Source organism: Burkholderia sp. MBR-1 (assembly GCF_013822785.1).
Taxonomy (GTDB): domain Bacteria; phylum Pseudomonadota; class Gammaproteobacteria; order Burkholderiales; family Burkholderiaceae; genus Burkholderia; species Burkholderia vietnamiensis.
On record NZ_CP053610.1, the window covers coordinates 1,932,760 to 1,949,238 of the forward strand.

At 66.3% G+C, this 16,479-nt stretch carries 16 protein-coding genes; 9 read left to right on the top strand and 7 right to left on the bottom strand.

Annotated elements, in window-relative coordinates; translation table 11 throughout:
- Nucleotides 1-93: 93 nt before the first annotated feature.
- The 4 genes from MBR110_RS23265 to MBR110_RS23280 all read right to left on the bottom strand — a co-directional run bounded on the left by MBR110_RS23265 (nucleotide 94) and on the right by MBR110_RS23280 (nucleotide 4,920).
- On the bottom strand, nucleotides 94-1,131 hold the full coding sequence (locus MBR110_RS23265; RefSeq protein WP_011881111.1) for a fimbrial protein: 1,038 nt from the start codon (nucleotides 1,129-1,131) through the stop codon (nucleotides 94-96).
- Entirely contained in the window at nucleotides 1,128-1,865 is a 738-nt protein-coding gene (locus MBR110_RS23270; protein WP_181709359.1) for a fimbrial biogenesis chaperone, read from the bottom strand. The genes MBR110_RS23265 and MBR110_RS23270 overlap by 4 nt, the downstream gene beginning before the upstream one ends.
- A complete protein-coding gene (locus tag MBR110_RS23275; RefSeq protein WP_181709360.1) occupies nucleotides 1,866-4,343 on the bottom strand; it encodes a fimbria/pilus outer membrane usher protein in 2,478 nt (825 codons plus the stop codon).
- Nucleotides 4,344-4,407: 64 nt separating this feature from the next.
- Nucleotides 4,408-4,920, bottom strand: coding sequence for a fimbrial protein (locus MBR110_RS23280; RefSeq protein ID WP_011881114.1), 513 nt, complete (start codon nucleotides 4,918-4,920; stop codon nucleotides 4,408-4,410).
- Between the two features lie 659 nt (nucleotides 4,921-5,579).
- Between MBR110_RS23280 and MBR110_RS23285 the strand changes: the two genes are divergently transcribed.
- The 3 genes from MBR110_RS23285 to MBR110_RS23295 all read left to right on the top strand — a co-directional run bounded on the left by MBR110_RS23285 (nucleotide 5,580) and on the right by MBR110_RS23295 (nucleotide 7,494).
- Nucleotides 5,580-6,290 carry a PadR family transcriptional regulator gene (locus MBR110_RS23285; RefSeq protein WP_041494036.1) on the top strand — a complete coding sequence of 237 codons (711 nt, stop codon included), beginning with the start codon at nucleotides 5,580-5,582 and terminating at the stop codon, nucleotides 6,288-6,290.
- Between the two features lie 37 nt (nucleotides 6,291-6,327).
- Complete coding sequence (locus MBR110_RS23290; protein ID WP_181709361.1) at nucleotides 6,328-7,152, top strand: siderophore-interacting protein; 825 nt, start codon at nucleotides 6,328-6,330, stop codon at nucleotides 7,150-7,152.
- A 117-nt stretch (nucleotides 7,153-7,269) separates the two neighbouring features.
- On the top strand, nucleotides 7,270-7,494 hold the full coding sequence (locus tag MBR110_RS23295; protein ID WP_014724245.1) for a hypothetical protein: 225 nt from the start codon (nucleotides 7,270-7,272) through the stop codon (nucleotides 7,492-7,494).
- A gap of 37 nt (nucleotides 7,495-7,531) precedes the next feature.
- Here the strand turns inward: MBR110_RS23295 and MBR110_RS23300 are convergent, their stop codons facing one another.
- On the bottom strand, nucleotides 7,532-8,113 hold the full coding sequence (locus MBR110_RS23300; protein WP_014724246.1) for an undecaprenyl-diphosphatase: 582 nt from the start codon (nucleotides 8,111-8,113) through the stop codon (nucleotides 7,532-7,534).
- 437 nt (nucleotides 8,114-8,550) lie between these two features.
- Here MBR110_RS23300 and MBR110_RS23305 point away from each other — a divergent pair, with 437 nt between their 5' ends.
- The 4 genes from MBR110_RS23305 (at nucleotide 8,551) to MBR110_RS23320 (ending at nucleotide 12,000) form a co-directional block, all read left to right on the top strand.
- Nucleotides 8,551-9,291, top strand: coding sequence for an acetoacetate decarboxylase (locus MBR110_RS23305; protein WP_011881119.1), 741 nt, complete (start codon nucleotides 8,551-8,553; stop codon nucleotides 9,289-9,291).
- A gap of 53 nt (nucleotides 9,292-9,344) precedes the next feature.
- Nucleotides 9,345-10,130, top strand: coding sequence for a 3-hydroxybutyrate dehydrogenase (locus tag MBR110_RS23310; protein ID WP_011881120.1), 786 nt, complete (start codon nucleotides 9,345-9,347; stop codon nucleotides 10,128-10,130).
- Nucleotides 10,131-10,260: 130 nt separating this feature from the next.
- Complete coding sequence (locus tag MBR110_RS23315; RefSeq protein WP_014724249.1) at nucleotides 10,261-11,478, top strand: DUF3734 domain-containing protein; 1,218 nt, start codon at nucleotides 10,261-10,263, stop codon at nucleotides 11,476-11,478.
- Between the two features lie 57 nt (nucleotides 11,479-11,535).
- Nucleotides 11,536-12,000 (top strand): hypothetical protein, encoded by a 465-nt coding sequence (locus MBR110_RS23320; RefSeq protein WP_011881122.1) that lies wholly within the window; start codon nucleotides 11,536-11,538, stop codon nucleotides 11,998-12,000.
- Between the two features lie 64 nt (nucleotides 12,001-12,064).
- On the opposite strand, the gene MBR110_RS23325 is transcribed toward MBR110_RS23320, so the two are convergent.
- Complete coding sequence (locus MBR110_RS23325) at nucleotides 12,065-12,949, bottom strand: LysR family transcriptional regulator (RefSeq protein WP_011881123.1); 885 nt, start codon at nucleotides 12,947-12,949, stop codon at nucleotides 12,065-12,067.
- Between the two features lie 118 nt (nucleotides 12,950-13,067).
- On the opposite strand from MBR110_RS23325, the gene argC reads away from it, so the two are divergent.
- Nucleotides 13,068-14,015, top strand: coding sequence for an N-acetyl-gamma-glutamyl-phosphate reductase (gene argC, locus MBR110_RS23330; protein WP_059736094.1), 948 nt, complete (start codon nucleotides 13,068-13,070; stop codon nucleotides 14,013-14,015).
- 223 nt (nucleotides 14,016-14,238) lie between these two features.
- On the opposite strand, the gene MBR110_RS23335 is transcribed toward argC, so the two are convergent.
- Nucleotides 14,239-15,162 (bottom strand): LysR substrate-binding domain-containing protein, encoded by a 924-nt coding sequence (locus tag MBR110_RS23335; protein ID WP_011881125.1) that lies wholly within the window; start codon nucleotides 15,160-15,162, stop codon nucleotides 14,239-14,241.
- A gap of 118 nt (nucleotides 15,163-15,280) precedes the next feature.
- Here MBR110_RS23335 and MBR110_RS23340 point away from each other — a divergent pair, with 118 nt between their 5' ends.
- Nucleotides 15,281-16,366: a tartrate dehydrogenase gene (locus MBR110_RS23340; RefSeq protein ID WP_011881126.1), complete on the top strand. Its 1,086-nt coding sequence runs from the start codon at nucleotides 15,281-15,283 to the stop codon at nucleotides 16,364-16,366.
- Nucleotides 16,367-16,479: the final 113 nt, after the last annotated feature.

Sequence of the window (16,479 nt, forward strand, 5' to 3'; positions counted from 1 at the left end):
AGCCGGCGCTCGCGCTGCGGATAACGAAGAGACCGCTTTCGTCGTCTTCACAACCCGCAGCGCGAGCGACGCGTTCCGCGGTGTCCGGCGACCTCAATCGTAGAGAATCTGCACCGTCGCCGTCACGGTGAACGGACCGATCTTCGGTGTCCCCAACGACCTCAGCACCGCGCTCATCGGCACGTCGATACGCGCTTGTGTCGCCGAGAAGTTCGCAAGATCGAACGGCTCGCGCAGCGGCACCTGGCGCCCGTTGCGGTCGAGAATCTCGACGCCGAAGCCGCTGTCGGCTGACGGCAGGACGACGTTGCCCTGCACCGGATTCGGCGTGTCGAAGTACCCCTGAATCTTCACGGGCGTGTCGCATTGCCGCTTGTCCAGCGCAAGCGAGAACGGTTGAGTCGGCGTCTCCGGAGAAAAACCCGTCGGGGTCGCCTTCACTTTCCCGAAATCGACGAGGCCCGGCTCGGGCGTCACGGTCACGTCGACGACGCAGGGTGACGGCTTCAGGTTTTGCATTCCGCTCAGGGTGTACCGGAAGCTCGTGTTGCGCGCATTGATCCCCTTCACGCCGTCGAACTGGAACGCCGCATAGCTGTCCTGCGGAATCCCCACCCACGTCCCCGCCTTCCTGATGACGACCTGATACGTGATGCTGACCGGAATCCTCGGGCATCCCCCCAACTTATTAAAATCCCGACGGCTACAGGGCGGCACGACGATTCCGGTCGGCACCCCCGTGCCCGGCTGGTTGCCCGCCCCGAAATAGTCGACGCCGCGATAGCGGATGCCAATCTCGAGCCCCCACGCCAGCGGGCTCTCGCCGTTCGGGTTCGCGTAGAACGAAATCGGATCGTCGAACGTCAGCGACTCGCCACCAAGATCCTTGTAACAGTAGCCGGTGGTCGTGCGCGTCGGCGAGATCCAGATCACATAGCCGTCGGGTGCGTTGATCGGATAGGTCTGCACGGAGCCGATCGGCTGGACGAACCGGTCGACTCCGTCGCTCGTCACGCACCGGACGGCCCACGCGGATTGCGCGACGACCAGGCAGCCGAGCAGCAACATTGCGCGCGAGAACAGCCCGATGAGACGGGCACGCACGCCGCGGCGCGAAATCGCCGCGCTCATTTCGGTTGGCTCCGGCAAGCGGATGCATCGCACGCGTACCTGACGGCGGTTTCGCCGCCGGAGTCGTTGATGTGCACGACCGACAGCGTTGCCGGCAGCGGGCCTGCCACGTCGGTGGTCGCGGCCGACATCGGCGCCACCATCAGGCCACCGAACTTCAGCGGTGTCTTGCTCTCCCCGGCGAACAGCTTGACCACCGTGACGTGATACGGCGTGGGGTTGTCCAGCACGAGCCTGTGCGTCGACGGATCGAGACGCACCGTCATCGGCAGCGTCGGATCTTCGTCGGCCGCCGGCTGCAGCCCCTTCGGGCGATAGAACAGCTTCAGCTTCGAATGCAGCGCGATCTGCAGCGCATTGACCGCATCCGTTTTCGGCGGAATCTCGCGGATGTTCAGATAGAACACCGATTCGCGATCCGTCGGCAATGCATCGCCCGGCAACCGGACGATTCGCAGCACGTTGCGCTCCGTCGGCTCGATCCGCTGCAGCGGCGGCAGCACCATGAACGGCGACGTGATCTTCTTGCCGTGCTCGTCCTCGATCCACGACTGGACGACGTACGGGTACTTCTCGCTCTTGTTTGCCACGGTCACGCTCTGCCACTGCGCATCGCCGTCGTAGATCACGCGCGTACGGTCGGGCACGACGGCCGCATGCACGGTCGCAGCCGCGATCAGCATCGTCACGCCGACGGCGGCCGCGAGCCGCGTCAACGGGTTCGAATTCATCATTTATCTCCGGGAAAGTGTGTCGGGCTCGGCGCAATCGAGTGGAACCGGATCGGCGCCGAGCGTCATCGATTCAGGAAGGACGGGAAGCCGGCAGATGTCGCGGTCGACCACGCGCACCACCAGCTCGGCGTCCTTGCGTACACCGGTCAGATAGGTCACGCCGTGTTCGCCGACGATGCCGACTTCCTTGCCGGTGCGACGGTCGACCACCGATGCGCCGAACGGCGCGTCCTTGCCTGACGGCAAGCGCAGCACGACGAGCGCGTTCCGGCCGTGCGTCGTATCGAAATGCACGTAGCCGATCGCGCCGTCGGTCAGGACGACGCGCTGCACCGGGTTCGACACGGTCGTCTGCAACGACGCGCGATTGGTGTTGACCCGCGCGTCGAACGTGCTGAACGGCGATACCGCGCCGATCACCGCGTAGCCGCGCGCGTCGGAGCTCGCCTGCGTGCCCGAGAACGGCACGTCCGGCACGCCGTCGGTGGACAGCAGCAGGCGCGTATCGCCGTTGTAGCTGTTCGCATGCGCGGTCACGCCGTGCTGCGTCGCGACGAACGAGCCATCGAGTTCGATCGACGCGGACGTGTTCGAGCGCGTATCGGCTGCCGCCTGCACGTTCGCGATGATCGAGCTGAACTGCTTGCGCAGATTGCCGCTCGCCGATGCGGCGCCGTTGGTCGTCCCCGCGTACAGCGAATAGGAGAGCCCCTTGTCGGTGCCGCCGAGATAGCCGGCCGTCACGTTCGTGCCGCCGCCGCTGGTCGATGCGACGCTGGTCGTCACCGTCTGGCGCGAACCGAACGGAATCGTCGCCGACACGAACAGCTGGTTGCCGCTGCCGCCGCCACCGCGCGTGCGGTACGCCGACAGGTTCAGCGAGACGTTGCGCAGCGAACCGATCCGCACGGCCGTCGCGGCCGTCACGCCGATCCGCTCGTCCGACGGGCGATTCCAGTAGCTCGTATGGTCGTAGGACACGAACGTCGACACGTCCATCACGCGCTTCGCGAGGCTGATCGAGTAGCGCTGCTTGCCGGGCGCGAGGCCAGCGGCAGTCGGATCGCCGAAATACTGCGGAAACGACGTGTAGGTGCGATCGGAGAACCGATAGCCGAAAAAGCGCACATCCGAATCGATCGAATCGAAGTGCTTCGAATAGTTGAAGCGATACGAGCGGCCGACGCGCGTTTCACCGCTCCACCACAGCCGGGCGCGCACCGCCGTCACGTCGGCCGACACCGCGCCGAACGCGCCGAGATTCTTGCCGACGCCGAACGCGAGCGCCGCATAACCCGACGCACCGAGCGCCCCGCCGTAGATCGTGATCTCGTGCGGCAAGCCATATGCGGCTTCCACGAAACCGAATGCGGGATCGATACCCGCGCCGCCGAACAGCCGCGGCTTGCCGACCGCCGTGCGGTAACGCAATTCACCTGCGCGCGCGAGGAACGGCACGGCCGCGCTCTGCACCGTGAAGCGCTGCTCGCTGCCGTCTTCTTCCTGCACGGTCACGTCGAGCGTGCCCTGCACGCTCGCGGAAAAGTCCTGCAACGCGAACGCACCGGCCGGCACGCGGGTCGCATACAGCACGCGCCCCTGCTGCGACACCGTCACCGTCGCGTTGGAATGCGCGACACCCGTGATCAGCGGCGCATAGCCGCGCATGCCGGGCGGCAGCATGCGGTCGTCGCTCTGCAGCGTCGCGCCGTCGAGCGCGAACGTGTCGAAGATGTCGGAATTCAGATAGCTCTGTCCGAGCGATACCGTCGAGCGAATCTGCGGAAACGCCCGGAACGCGTATAGCCGGTTGAACTGGAACGTCTTGGAGCTGCCGCCGAAGTTTGCGTTGCCGCCGGACGCGAGCTGCGCTTGATAGTCGCCGCGCAAGCGCCATGCGCCGGCATTGGCGCCGATCGTTCCATAGCTTTGCACCGTGCTCGAATGCGTGCCGTGACCGTGCGACGTGTTGCCGATCACGCGATAGTCGAGCAACGCGCCGGGGATCCCGTCGCTCCATGCGGCGGGCGGTATGTAGTCGGGGTCGCTGTATTCGAACGCAATCTGCGGAATCGCGATCCGCAGGCGCGCGGATGCGCGGTCGTGCCGCACCGATGCGCCGTCGATCGCGAGCAGGTCGATGCAGCGGCCGTCGTACGTGCGCGGCAGCGTGGCGAGCAACGTCTGCTTGAGGCCGATCTGCGCGACGAGGTCGGCCGGCACGCAAGCGACGCTGGTGCCGGGCTGGTTGCCCTGGACATAGTCGATGGCACGCGCCGCCAGCAGCCTGCCGTTGACGACCACGTCCAGCAAATAGGTGCCGGGCACCGTGTAGTCGGCGTGCGTGAACTGCGCGAGGTCGACGTCCTTCGCACCGTCGACATCCAGAAAGTCGGCGTTGAATTCGGTGGCGTGCGCGGTTTTGGCGGTCAGCAGGCAGGTGACGAGGATGCCGAGAAGGCGACGGGGGGTGTTCACATTGATCAGCCGGACGAATGCGTGGAACGGGGGGAGCCGAGCTCCCCCCAGGAGCTCCCGGCGATTACTGGTAGCGCACGGTGAAGTTGGCGACCGCGTTCGCGATACCCGGCGTGACCGCTGCGGCCGTCGCCTCATACATCGCGCCGAACGTCACGGTGTTGCCGCTCTTCGACAGCACAACCGGGGACGACTGCTCGGTGCCGTTCTTCAGGTAATCGTTCGCGCCCGCCTGCAGGCGAATGCCGACGTTGCTCGCGCTGCCGGTCGTGGCGATCAGGTCTGCGTTGGTGGCGTCGGACGCGCCCGTGAACGTGAAGAACGCGTTGGTCTGCGTCGACGTATCGCAGTCGGTGAGCACGATGTTGAAATTCTTCGCCTCCGAACGATCGCCGACCTTCTTGAACACGTGCGACGGAACCTGACCGAGCGACACGGTCTGGTCCAGCGTTTCCTGGCTGATGCCGCATGCGCCGGCGACGATCTCGCCCTGGAACCGGATCGTGCCCGGGGTCGCCGCCGCAAACGTCGATGCCGAAACTGCGGCGAGCGCCGCTGCTGCCAAAATCTTTTTCATTTTCCTATCCGTAACTTTTGTCGAATTGAATGCACGCAAAATTGCGTACGGAGCGGATTGTCTCGACCACGGATCGGCGGCGGAATCTTAGTAGTGAGAAATGCGATGGGAGGTATCGCGAACGGTCTGGTGCTCGCGAAATGCGTGCGCTGAGGGCTGCGTTTGGCCGCGTTTTGGACCGTGGCCAACGAGACATCGAATTTGGTCGATCACATCGCGGCCGAGAGAGCCGCACTCGTGTTCATCGCATGGATTCGTATGGGTCAGACGGGATGAGTATCGGATGCGCCGAACAGTTGGCGACGGCAGTCGGCGAATTATCGACAACCATCGGTATGGCAGTACGGCGGTCAATGCGAACGCCACGGTCGCGGCCGATCGGCTTCGGCGCGATCGCGTCCGGACGATGCGCAATCGCGATCGGCCAGCACGCGAGCGACACGGCAAGCGACCTCCCTGCACTCGGCACGAATGCGAGTACAACCGGCACGCGTAAAGTCGCGCGCCGCGGCGCTGCAATTCCTTACATCAATAGGCGAGGAGCAGCCCCATTCGTGGAGCCCCACCCTTCAACCCCATCCCACCCCAAATCTCGCCCTTGACACCCTATCTTTCGATATATATCTTTAGATATGTTTTCCGACATATAGGACACGATCATGCGACACAGCCCTTTCGATGGCGACGCCCGCTGCGGCGGCCACGGCCATCATCCCGGCCTCGAGTGGTTCGCCAGCCTGCGGCACGCGATCGGCCGTCATCGCCGCGGCCACGATCCCTTCGGCGGCGGCCCGTTCGGCGGCCGTGGCGGACGCGGCGGCTTTGGCGATTTCGGTGACGACGGCATGCCGCGCGGCCGCCAGTTCAGCTCCGACGACCTTCAACTGCTGTTGCTCGCGCTGGTCGCCGAACAACCGAGCCACGGCTACGAACTCATCAAGGCGCTCGACACGCGCTCGAGCGGCTTCTACAGCCCGAGCCCCGGCATGGTCTATCCGGCGCTGACCTATCTCGAGGAAGTCGGCTTCGTCGTCTCGCAAGCAGAAGGCAACCGCAAACGCTACGCGCTGACGGACGCCGGCCGCGCGCATCTCGATGCCCAGCGCGAACGCGTCGACACGTTGTTCGCGCGTCTCACGCACCTCGCCCGCAAGATGGAATTCATGCGGCGTGCGTTCGCCGGCGAATCGGCGGGCAGCGAAGCAGCGGACGATGCACAAGCCGGCTGGCTGCCGGAATTCGTCGCGGCTCGCTTGGCACTGAAGCGCGCGCTGCTCCACAAGAGCGCCGCCGACGCCGACGAGCAGCGTCGCATCGCAGCGATCATGCGCCGCGCGACGGCCGAAATCGAAGGCGGCAGCGGCGCGTAACCCACGCCGCACCACCACAAACCATCAGGAGCACGGATTGATACAGAACACACCGGAGCGCACCGTGACCCGCGTGCGCCATCCGCTCAAATTCCGCTTGCTGCAAGTCGTGCGCGTGCGTGCGATCACGCCGCACCTGCTGCGCGTCACGCTCGGCGGCGCCGACCTCGCGGATTTCGAATCGTCGTCGTTCGACGACCACGTGAAGGTGTTTTTCCCGCCGCCCGGCGCGGAGCGACCGGCGCTGCCGACGCTCGGCGCGAACGGCCCGGAATTCCCGGCAGGCGAGCCGAAACCGGTCGCGCGCGATTTCACGCCGCGCCGCTTCGACCGCGCCGCCTGCGAACTCGACCTGGAGTTCGTGCTGAACCATCCAGGCCCCGCATCGCAATGGGCAGCGCAGGCACGCGTCGGCCAGTGGCTCGGTATCGGCGGGCCGCGCGGCTCGTTCGTCGTGCCGACCGACTTCGACTGGCATCTGCTGATCGGCGACGACACGGCGCTGCCGGCCGTCGCACGCCGCCTCGAGGAGTTGCCGGCCGGCGCGCGCGTGGCGGTGGTGCTGGAAGTGGTTGATCGCACCGCGCAAATCGCGTTCGACACGCGTGCCGACGTGCACGAAATCTGGCGCTTTCGCGCCGAAGCCGACACAAGCGACGGCGATGCGCTGCTGAATGCGGTGCGCGAGCTGCCGCTGCCGTCCTCCGGCGACGGATACGTGTGGGCCGCAGGCGAAGCGCAATCGATGCGCGCGGTGCGTCAGCACCTGAGCGGCGAGCGCGGGATCGACAAGTCGCGCATCCGCGCGGCCGCATACTGGAAGCGCGGCGCAGCGGCCGTGCATGAAACGCTGGAAGACTGACGCAACGGGCGCTTTCGCGCGGCGGGCTTGGCATCGGCGCCGCGGCTGGTATATATGTATGTCTGCGACGCCGCTGTCGCGCGACAGCCGCCGCAGTCCGCCCAGGAGCGCCCGGTCATGACAAAAGCAAACCCCGCTTCGCCTTTCCTTCGCCACCTGAAGATCGCCGGCTATTGCGGCCTGGCGGCCGTTGCGCTCGCGCTGTTCGTCGCGATGTGCGCGATCCTCAAGGAAAGTTCGCTCGAACGCGACGCCGCCCGGCATACGGGCGAAACGCCCGAACTGCACGAAGCGGGCGGCGGCACGTCGGCGTCGGCCGACGCGGCCAAGACAGCCGGTTGACGTCGGCAACCGGCGCTTCACGCGCGCCGCAGCCCGCTCACGGCGTGCGCTCGCGCCCCATCATGACCGCGTGCACCGCGTCGCCGATGCGTTCGAGCAGATCGACGGCCCGGTAACCGTACAGGTGCGCAGCCAGCGCACCGGCCGTGCCGACCAGCACGCCGCCGACCATGTCGTACGGCCAGTGAACGCCCACGTACACACGCCCCCACGCGATCGCGACGGCCATCGCGGCCATCACGAATCCGGTGAGCCGCGTCGTACCGGCCAGCAGCATGCCGGTCGCGAGGCTCCATGCAAACGTCATGTGATCGCTCGGAAAGGAGCTGTCCGGCGCATGCGGAATCAGTTGCGTACCGACGCCGACCATGAACGGCCGCGGCGAAAACCAGAAATGCCCGACCACCTGCGCGAGCGCCAGCGCCACGCACGCGCCGGCGCCGGCTTCGATGGCCTGCCGCCGCGTCGGGCGTTCGCCGAAGATCCACGTCAGCAGCAGCATCGCAGGCAGTGCGTAGACGAGCCAGTCGGCGGCGAAAAAGGCGACGCGGGCCACCGCGGGGTGCGGCGCGGCGCCGGCATTGACGGCGTCGAACAGGGTGAGATTGAGGTTCTGCATGAATCCGGTCAGGTGTGGGCCGATGGGGAGACCGGGCGCGCCGGTCGGATGCGAACGATGCTAGTGCTCACTCGCTTATGTGATCGTTAACGCGCGACGACGGCAGCCGAAGCGGCCCGCGCGCGAACGCACTTAGAACGTGCACCGCAGCAAGAGTTCACACAATTGACATATTCCCGCGCCACCTTCGCCCGCGAAGGCTCACCTACCTTCCCGTAAATACTCACCTTTTTCATATCGCGGCATCGCTGCGTGCCCCGGAAATGCGGCCATCGCGGGCGATCGCCGTGGTTCAACTCACTCATCTCAACATTTACGCCGCAACGGATCCGAAATCGGCAACAATTAATTCCCGATGCGGCATCGCACAACGGCAACGCACAGGCATACGATTTAGACCCACTCACCCCCGTAGCGCTCGACAACAAGGAGTCCGCATGAAGCCCAGCGATGTCCGATCCAAAGCGTTTGCGATGCCGTTGACCAGCCCGGCCTTTCCGATGGGCCCGTATCGTTTCGTCGACCGTGAGTTCGTGATCATCACGTACCGCACCGATCCCGAGCGCTTGCGCGCGGTCGTCCCGGAGCCGCTACAGATTGCCGAGCCGCTCGTGCATTACGAATTCATCCGCATGGCCGATTCAACCGGCTTCGGCGACTACACCGAAAGCGGCCAGGTGATTCCGGTCGAATACAACGGGCAGGCCGGCGGCTACACGCTCGCGATGTATCTCGACGATCATCCGCCGATCGCCGGCGGCCGCGAACTGTGGGGCTTTCCGAAGAAACTCGCGTCGCCGACGCTGCACGTGAACACCGATCACATCCTGGGCACGCTCGACTACGGCAAGGTGCGCGTCGCGACCGGCACGATGGGCTACAAGCACAAGGAACTCGACCTCGACGAGCAGATGAAGCGTCTCGCCGGCCCGAACTTCCTGCTGAAGATCATCCCGCACGTCGACGGCTCCGCGCGCGTGTGCGAACTGGTGCGCTACTACCTGCAGGACATCAAGATGAAAGGCGCGTGGACCGGCCCCGCGTCGCTCGAGCTGGCGCCGCACGCGCTGGCGCCGGTGGCCGACCTGCCGGTGCTCGAGATCGTCGAGGCCCGCCACATCGTCGCCGATCTGACGCTCGGGCTCGGCGAAGTCGTCTACGATTATCTGGCTCAGTAACCAGCACGTCCCAGGGGCCTCCCCTGTCCATCCTTCACCACGGGAAATTCGAAATGAGCAACCTGAATGGCAAGACCGCAGTCGTCACGGGCGCCGCGAGCGGCATCGGCAAGGAAATCGCGCTGGAGCTGGCGAAGGCCGGCGCGGCCGTCGCGATCGCCGACCTGAACCAGGACGGCGCGAACGCGGTGGCCGACGAGATCAACAAGGCCGGCGGCAAGGCGATCGGCGTCGCGATGGACGTCACCAGCGAGGACGCGGTGAACAGCGGCATCGACAAGGTCGCCGAGACGTTCGGCTCGGTCGACATCCTGGTGTCGAACGCGGGCATCCAGATCGTCAACCCGATCGAGAACTACTCGTTCGCAGACTGGAAGAAGATGCAGGCGATTCACGTCGACGGCGCGTTCCTCACGACCAAGGCTGCGCTCAAGCACATGTACAAGGACGACCGCGGCGGCGTCGTGATCTACATGGGCTCGGTGCACTCGCACGAGGCGTCGCCGCTGAAGTCGGCGTACGTGACGGCCAAGCATGGGCTGCTGGGGCTCGCGCGCGTGCTGGCCAAGGAAGGCGCGAAGCACAACGTGCGCTCGCATGTGGTGTGTCCGGGCTTCGTGCGCACGCCGCTGGTCGACAAGCAGATTCCGGAGCAGGCGAAGGAGCTCGGCATCAGCGAGGAAGAAGTGGTGAAGAAGGTGATGCTCGGCAACACGGTGGACGGCGTGTTCACGACGGTGCAGGACGTCGCGCAGACGGTGCTGTTCCTGTCGGCGTTCCCGAGCGCCGCGCTCACCGGCCAGTCGTTCGTCGTCAGCCACGGCTGGTTCATGCAATAACGTCGCGCGCCTTGCGCGCCTCCGGAACGGAGGCGCATCGCGAACCACGGCTTATTCTCGCAACGGAGCGCGTCGGTGGACGTCGCTCCGCTCATCCCCGCCGTCGACGGCGGATTTCCCGGAGCAACTGATGAAACCGCACGCGCGTACAGAAAAGCAGGCCGTCGATGCGACGGACCTGCGACACGAGGCCGGTGCACCGGCAACGGCGCGGTCGCTGCCATACGAAACGATCGCGCTCGTCCTGCAGGGCGGCGGCGCGCTCGGCGCTTACCAGGCCGGCGTATTCGAAGGGCTGCACGAGGCCGGCATTCCGCTCGACTGGATCGCCGGCATCTCGATCGGCGCACTCAATACCGCGCTGATCGCGGGCAACGCGCCCGAACATCGCGTCGAACGGCTGCGCGAATTCTGGGAGACGATCTGCCAGCCCGCGTACTTTCCCGCGATGCCGGCCGCATTCGAATTCGCGCTGTTCAACAGCATCGACCAGATCCGCACGTTCTTCACTGCATCGCAGGCCGCCAGCGCGATGATGCAGGGCCAGCAGGGCTTCTTCGTGCCGCGCTTTCCGCCGCCGCTGCCCGGCGTGTCCGATCATCCGGAGAAGATCAGCTGGTACGACACGTCCGCGCTGCGCGCGACGCTGCTCAAGCTGTGCGACTTCGACCGAATCAACTCGGGCGAGACGCGCGTGTCGGTCGGCGCGGTCAACGTCGGCACCGGCAACTTCGTGTACTTCGACAACGCGCGCATCCGGCTCGAGCCCGAGCACTTCATGGCGTCCGGCGCATTGCCGCCGGCGTTCCCGCCGGTCGAGATCGACGGCGAGTACTACTGGGACGGCGGCATCGTGTCGAACACGCCGCTGATGGAGGTGCTGCGCGCGCATCCGCGCCGCGACACGCTCGCGTTCCAGGTCGATCTGTGGAGCGCTCGCGGGCCGCTGCCGCGCACCATGGCCGACGTCGCGGAACGCACGAAGGACGTGCAGTATTCGAGCCGCACGCGTCTGGTCACCGATACGCTGCAACGCGAACAGCGCTTTCGCAACGTGCTGCGGCACGTGCTCGAACAGGTGCCCGAAGCGCAGCGCAAGAACGATCCGTGGTGCGTCGAAGCCGAAGCGATGTCGAGCGGCAAGAAGTACAACGTTCAGCATCTGATCTATCAGCAGAAGGCTTACGAGCATCACTACAAGGACTACCAGTTCGGTCTGTCGACGATGCGCGACCACTGGTCCGCGGGTCTCGACGACATCCGCAAGACGCTCGCGGTCAAGGACGGTCTCGCGCTGCCCGTCAACGACGCAGGCTTCGTCACGCACGACATTCACCGCCACCGGTGATGCCGTCTGCAACGGGCCGCGCGCGCTGCGCCGGCCCGTTCTCATTTCCGATTCGACATGCCGATTTTTCTTGCGCTGTTTGCCCTCATCGCCCTCGGATGGGGGGCCGTTCATCTGTTTCACGTGATCGCCGCACAGTTCGGCCAGCCGGTCGCGATCGCGGCCGCGGTGCTCGCCGCCGTCGCCGTGATCGCGCTGATTGCGTGGTGGCTCAAGCGCCGTCGCGACATCGCACCGAATACGCGGGAGCCGGGCTGGACCCATATCGAACAGCGCGGATGGGGCGAATTGCGCGTGTCCGCGACGCAAGGGCTGCTGTGGCTGTCGCACGACGGCGCGGACGGCCGCTATACGCTGTCGCAGCTCGACGGCTGCGACGCCGAGCCGAGTGACGGCCGCTGGTATCTGCTCGTGCGCGTGCGCGACGGAGTGCGAAGCGAGTGGAAGTTGCCGATGATGGACCGGCGCGATGCGCAGCGCTGGGCGCGTGTGTTGATGCTCGCGAAGGAGCATCGGCTGTAATGGCCGGCCACGGCGGCGCTCTCGATGCGTTGCTTTGGAGTGGAGGCTTACCCCCCGCGACTTGCTATCGCGCGCCGAGCGCCCACAACGCGTCGAGCACGTGCTGCGTCGACCGCTCGACCGGGCCGGCACGATGGGCGATCCCGAGCTCGCGCCGCAACGCCGGGCGTAGCGGCCGCATGACGATACGCGCATCGGGCAGCGGCGCGCCGGCCTCGTGCGGCAACAGCGTCGCGCCGTAACCCGCGGCGACCAGACTCTTGATCGCATCGTTGTAGTTCAGTTCGATGCGCGGCTCGGGCCGGTGGCCGCCGAGCGCGAACCATTCCGTCGTGAGCCGCGACAAGCGGGTGGTCGCATCGTTGAGAATCAACGGACGCGCGGCCAGATACGCCGGCGTCGCCCGCGCCGGCGCTTGCCAGTCGGCGGGCAGAAACGCGAGCACCGGATCGCGCCGCCACGCGCGAATCGACAACCCCGCGACCGCCGGCTGCGGCAACGCGACGAGCCCGACGTCGAGCGTGCCCTGCGCAAGACGCGCGAGCGTGTCTTGCGACGTGAGCACGGCGATCTGCACGTCGATGTCCGGATGGTGCTCGCGCAGCCGCGCCACCGCCTGCGGCAACAGATGCGCGATCGCGCCGGTCGATGCGCCGAGCCGCACGCGCCCGGTCAATCCCTGCACTTGCCGCTCAACGTCGTCGAGCGTCGCTTCGACGTCGGCCAGCAGGCGGCGCGCGCGCTCGACCAACACCGCGCCGATGGCCGACGGCCGCACGTTGCCGCGCGTGCGCGACAGCAATGGCGCGCCGATCCTGCTTTCGAGTTCGGCGACATGAAGGCTGACCGTCGGCGGCGCAAGATGCAGCAGTTGCGCAGCGGCGACGAAGGAACCCTGGTCGGCGATCGCGACGAGCGTGCGCAGCCGGTCCAGACTGATCTCCCGCATTCCCACCTCTCGTTCAGGAACTCTGAATCCTGTGGTCAGAAAATTCAACTTTTCCAATTCTAGGCGTTCAGTGGACGATACGGCTTTCCCGAGGCCCGAAACGCGGAACACGACGATCATGAATCACGCCACTGTCTACATCGACGGCGACCAAGGCACGACCGGTTTGCAGATCCACGAGCGCCTGCGCGATCGCACCGACCTGCGGCTCGTCACGCTGCCCGATGCCGAGCGCAAGAATCCCACGCGGCGCGCCGAAGCGATCAACGCATCGGACTTCACGATTCTCTGCCTGCCCGACGCGGCCGCGCGTGAAGCGGTCGGCTTCATCCGCAATCCGGCCGTACGCGTGATCGATGCGAGTTCAGCCCATCGCACCGACCCGGAGTGGGTCTACGGCTTTCCCGAGATGGCCGCCGGACACGCTCGGACCATCGCCGGCGCGCGGCGCGTGACCAACCCCGGCTGCTATCCGACCGGCGCGATCGGCCTGCTGCGGCCGCTGCAGCAGGCCGGACTGCTGCCACGCGACTATCCGGTGAGCATCCATGCGGTGTCGGGTTACTCGGGCGGCGGCCGGGCTGCCGTCGACGCGTTCGAATCGAACGACGCTGCCCGCGCGAAACCGCTGCAGATCTACGGCCTCACGCTCGCGCACAAGCATGTGCCCGAAATCCAGCAACATGCCGGCCTCGCGCACCGACCGCTGTTCGTGCCGGCCTACGGTGCCTATCGACAGGGCATCGTCCTCACCGTGCCGATCGAGTTGCGTCTTCTGTCCGCCGGCGTGACCGGTGAGACGCTGCAAGCCTGTCTTGCGCACCATTACGCCGGCGCGCGCCACGTCGACGTCATGCCGCTCGCGGATACCCGCGCGATCGCGCATCTCGATCCGCAAGCGCTGAACGGGACGAACGACCTGCGGCTCGGTGTGTTCGTCAACGAGGAGCACGGCCAGGTGCTGCTGTCCGCGGTGTTCGACAATCTCGGCAAAGGAGCGTCCGGCGCGGCCGTGCAGAATCTCGATCTGATGCTCGGGGCGATGAGTGTGGCGCAGGGGACGTGAGCTTTAGGTTTGGGCTTTGAACCCGGTGTCCTGCGCTTGAGCCTTCGGCGTTGGGTTGAGGGCAGGCACAATCGTCAGCCTGCAGGGTGCTTCGCCGCTGATCGCGCGTCGGCGCCCGCCGCAGGCCGCAGGCCGTCGCACCTGTACGTGGTGGCAAGTCGGCAGGCGAGCATGATTCGCCGATGGCACTCATGCCCCCGTAAAAGCTCACCTTTCGCCGATTTCAGCCCGCATCGTTGCCCGCCGCGGCATTCAACCCGGCGAGCGCATCCGCCAGAAAGTCGACGCACACGCGCACCTTCGCGGAAGCCGCCACACGCTCCGGATACACCGCCCAGATGTTCGCCGGCTGAATTGCGTCCGGCAGCACGCGACGCAACTCGCCGCGCTCGATCAACGGACCCGCTTCCCAGATCGAACGCAGCACGATCCCGCGTCCGGCGAGCGCCCATTGCACGGCCACCTCGCCGTGGTTCGTCGACAACGCGCCGCCGACCTTCACCGTCGCCGTTTCGCCGCGCACGTTCAGCCGCCACACGCCGAGCGGATGGTCGCGCTCCTTGATGGCGAGACAGTCGTGCGACGCGAGATCGGCGAGCGTGCGCGGCGTGCCGCGCCGCGCGAGGTACTCGGGCGACGCGCACAGCACGCGATAGTTCGCCGCGAGACGGCGCGCGATCAGGTGATCGGCGATCTCGTCGCCGATGCGCACGTCGACGTCGTAGCCTTCGCCCACGACATCGACGAGCCGGTCGAACAGATCGAGCCGCACGTTCAGCTGCGGATAGCGCGCGGAAAAATCCAGCAGCGCCGGCGCGACGACATGCCGCCCGAACCCGAAGCTGCTCGAGATGCGCAGCGTGCCGCGCGGCACCGTGCGCGTGGTCGACACGTCTTCGACGAGATGATCGACGTCGTCGAGAATCTTCTCGGCGCGCGCGAACACGCGTTCACCGGCGTCCGTGACCGTCACGCGGCGTGTCGAACGATGCAGCAGGCGCGTGCCGAGCTGCGCCTCGAGCAGCGCGATCCGCTTGCTCACGTACGCGGGCGACACCGCGAGCTGCTCGGCGGCCGCGCTGAAGCTCGTCAGGCGCACGACCAGGCTGAACACGCGCAGGTCGTCGAGGTTCGGTGATTTGTTCACGATTCGTGGAAAGTGGATTAACCTTTCGAGCGATTTTAATCTGAATGGAAATAAATAGAATGGCCGCATGTCCCGCTGCGCACGCCGCGGGCGCCCCTCATCAGTAAAGGAGACTTGCATGTCCGACAGCACCTACAGAATCGCCGTCATTCCCGGTGACGGCATCGGCCGGGAAGTGATGCCCGAGGGCCTGCGCGCGCTGGCAGCCGTGACCGCGCGCTTCGGCATCCGGTTCGAGTTCGAGCAGATCGACTGGGCGAGCTGCGACTACTACGCGCAGCACGGCAAGATGATGCCGGACGACTGGAAGGCGCAGTTGTCGGACGTGGACGCGATCCTGTTCGGCGCGGTCGGCTGGCCCGCGACGGTGCCCGACCATATCTCGCTGTGGGGCTCGCTGCTGAAATTCCGGCGCGAATTCGACCAGTACATCAATTTGCGGCCCGCGCGCCTGTTCGACGGCGTGCCGTCGCCGCTCGCCGGCCGCAAGGCGGGCGACATCGACTTCATGATCGTGCGCGAGAACACCGAGGGCGAATATTCGTCGGTCGGCGGCACGATGTTCGAAGGCACCGAGCGCGAAGTCGTGATGCAGCAGTCGATCTTCACGCGCCACGGCACCGAGCGCGTGCTGAAGTTCGCGTTCGAGCTCGCGCAGCGCCGCGCAAAGCGGCTCACCGTCGCGACCAAGAGCAACGGCATCGCGATCAGCATGCCGTGGTGGGACGCACGCGCTGCCGAAATGGCCGAGCGCTATCCCGATATCGCCGTCGACAAGCAGCACATCGACATCCTGTGTGCGCGCTTCGTGTTGCAGCCGGATCGTTTCGACGTCGTGGTCGCGTCGAATCTGTTCGGCGACATCCTGTCCGACCTCGGGCCGGCCTGCACCGGCACGATCGGCATCGCGCCGTCGGCGAACCTGAACCCGGACCGCACGTTTCCGTCGCTGTTCGAACCGGTGCACGGCTCCGCACCGGACATCGCGGGCCAGTACATCGCGAACCCGATCGCGATGATCTGGTCGGCGGCGATGATGCTCGACTTCCTCGGCAACGGCGCGGGCCGCGAACGCGAAGCGCACGATGCGATCGTCGCGGCGATCGAGGACGTACTGCGCAACGGGCCGCGCACGCGCGATCTCGGCGGCCAGGCGGCAACGCAGGAAGTCGGCGAGGCGATCGCCGCGCGGATCGCCGGCTGATCGGACTCCGTGGAAGGCGCGCGGCGCGCAAGATCGTCGGCGGTGAGATGCACGATCGGTCGTCGCGCACCTTTGGCGGAAGGCACGGTGTCGATGTCTGGTCAATAGGCGTG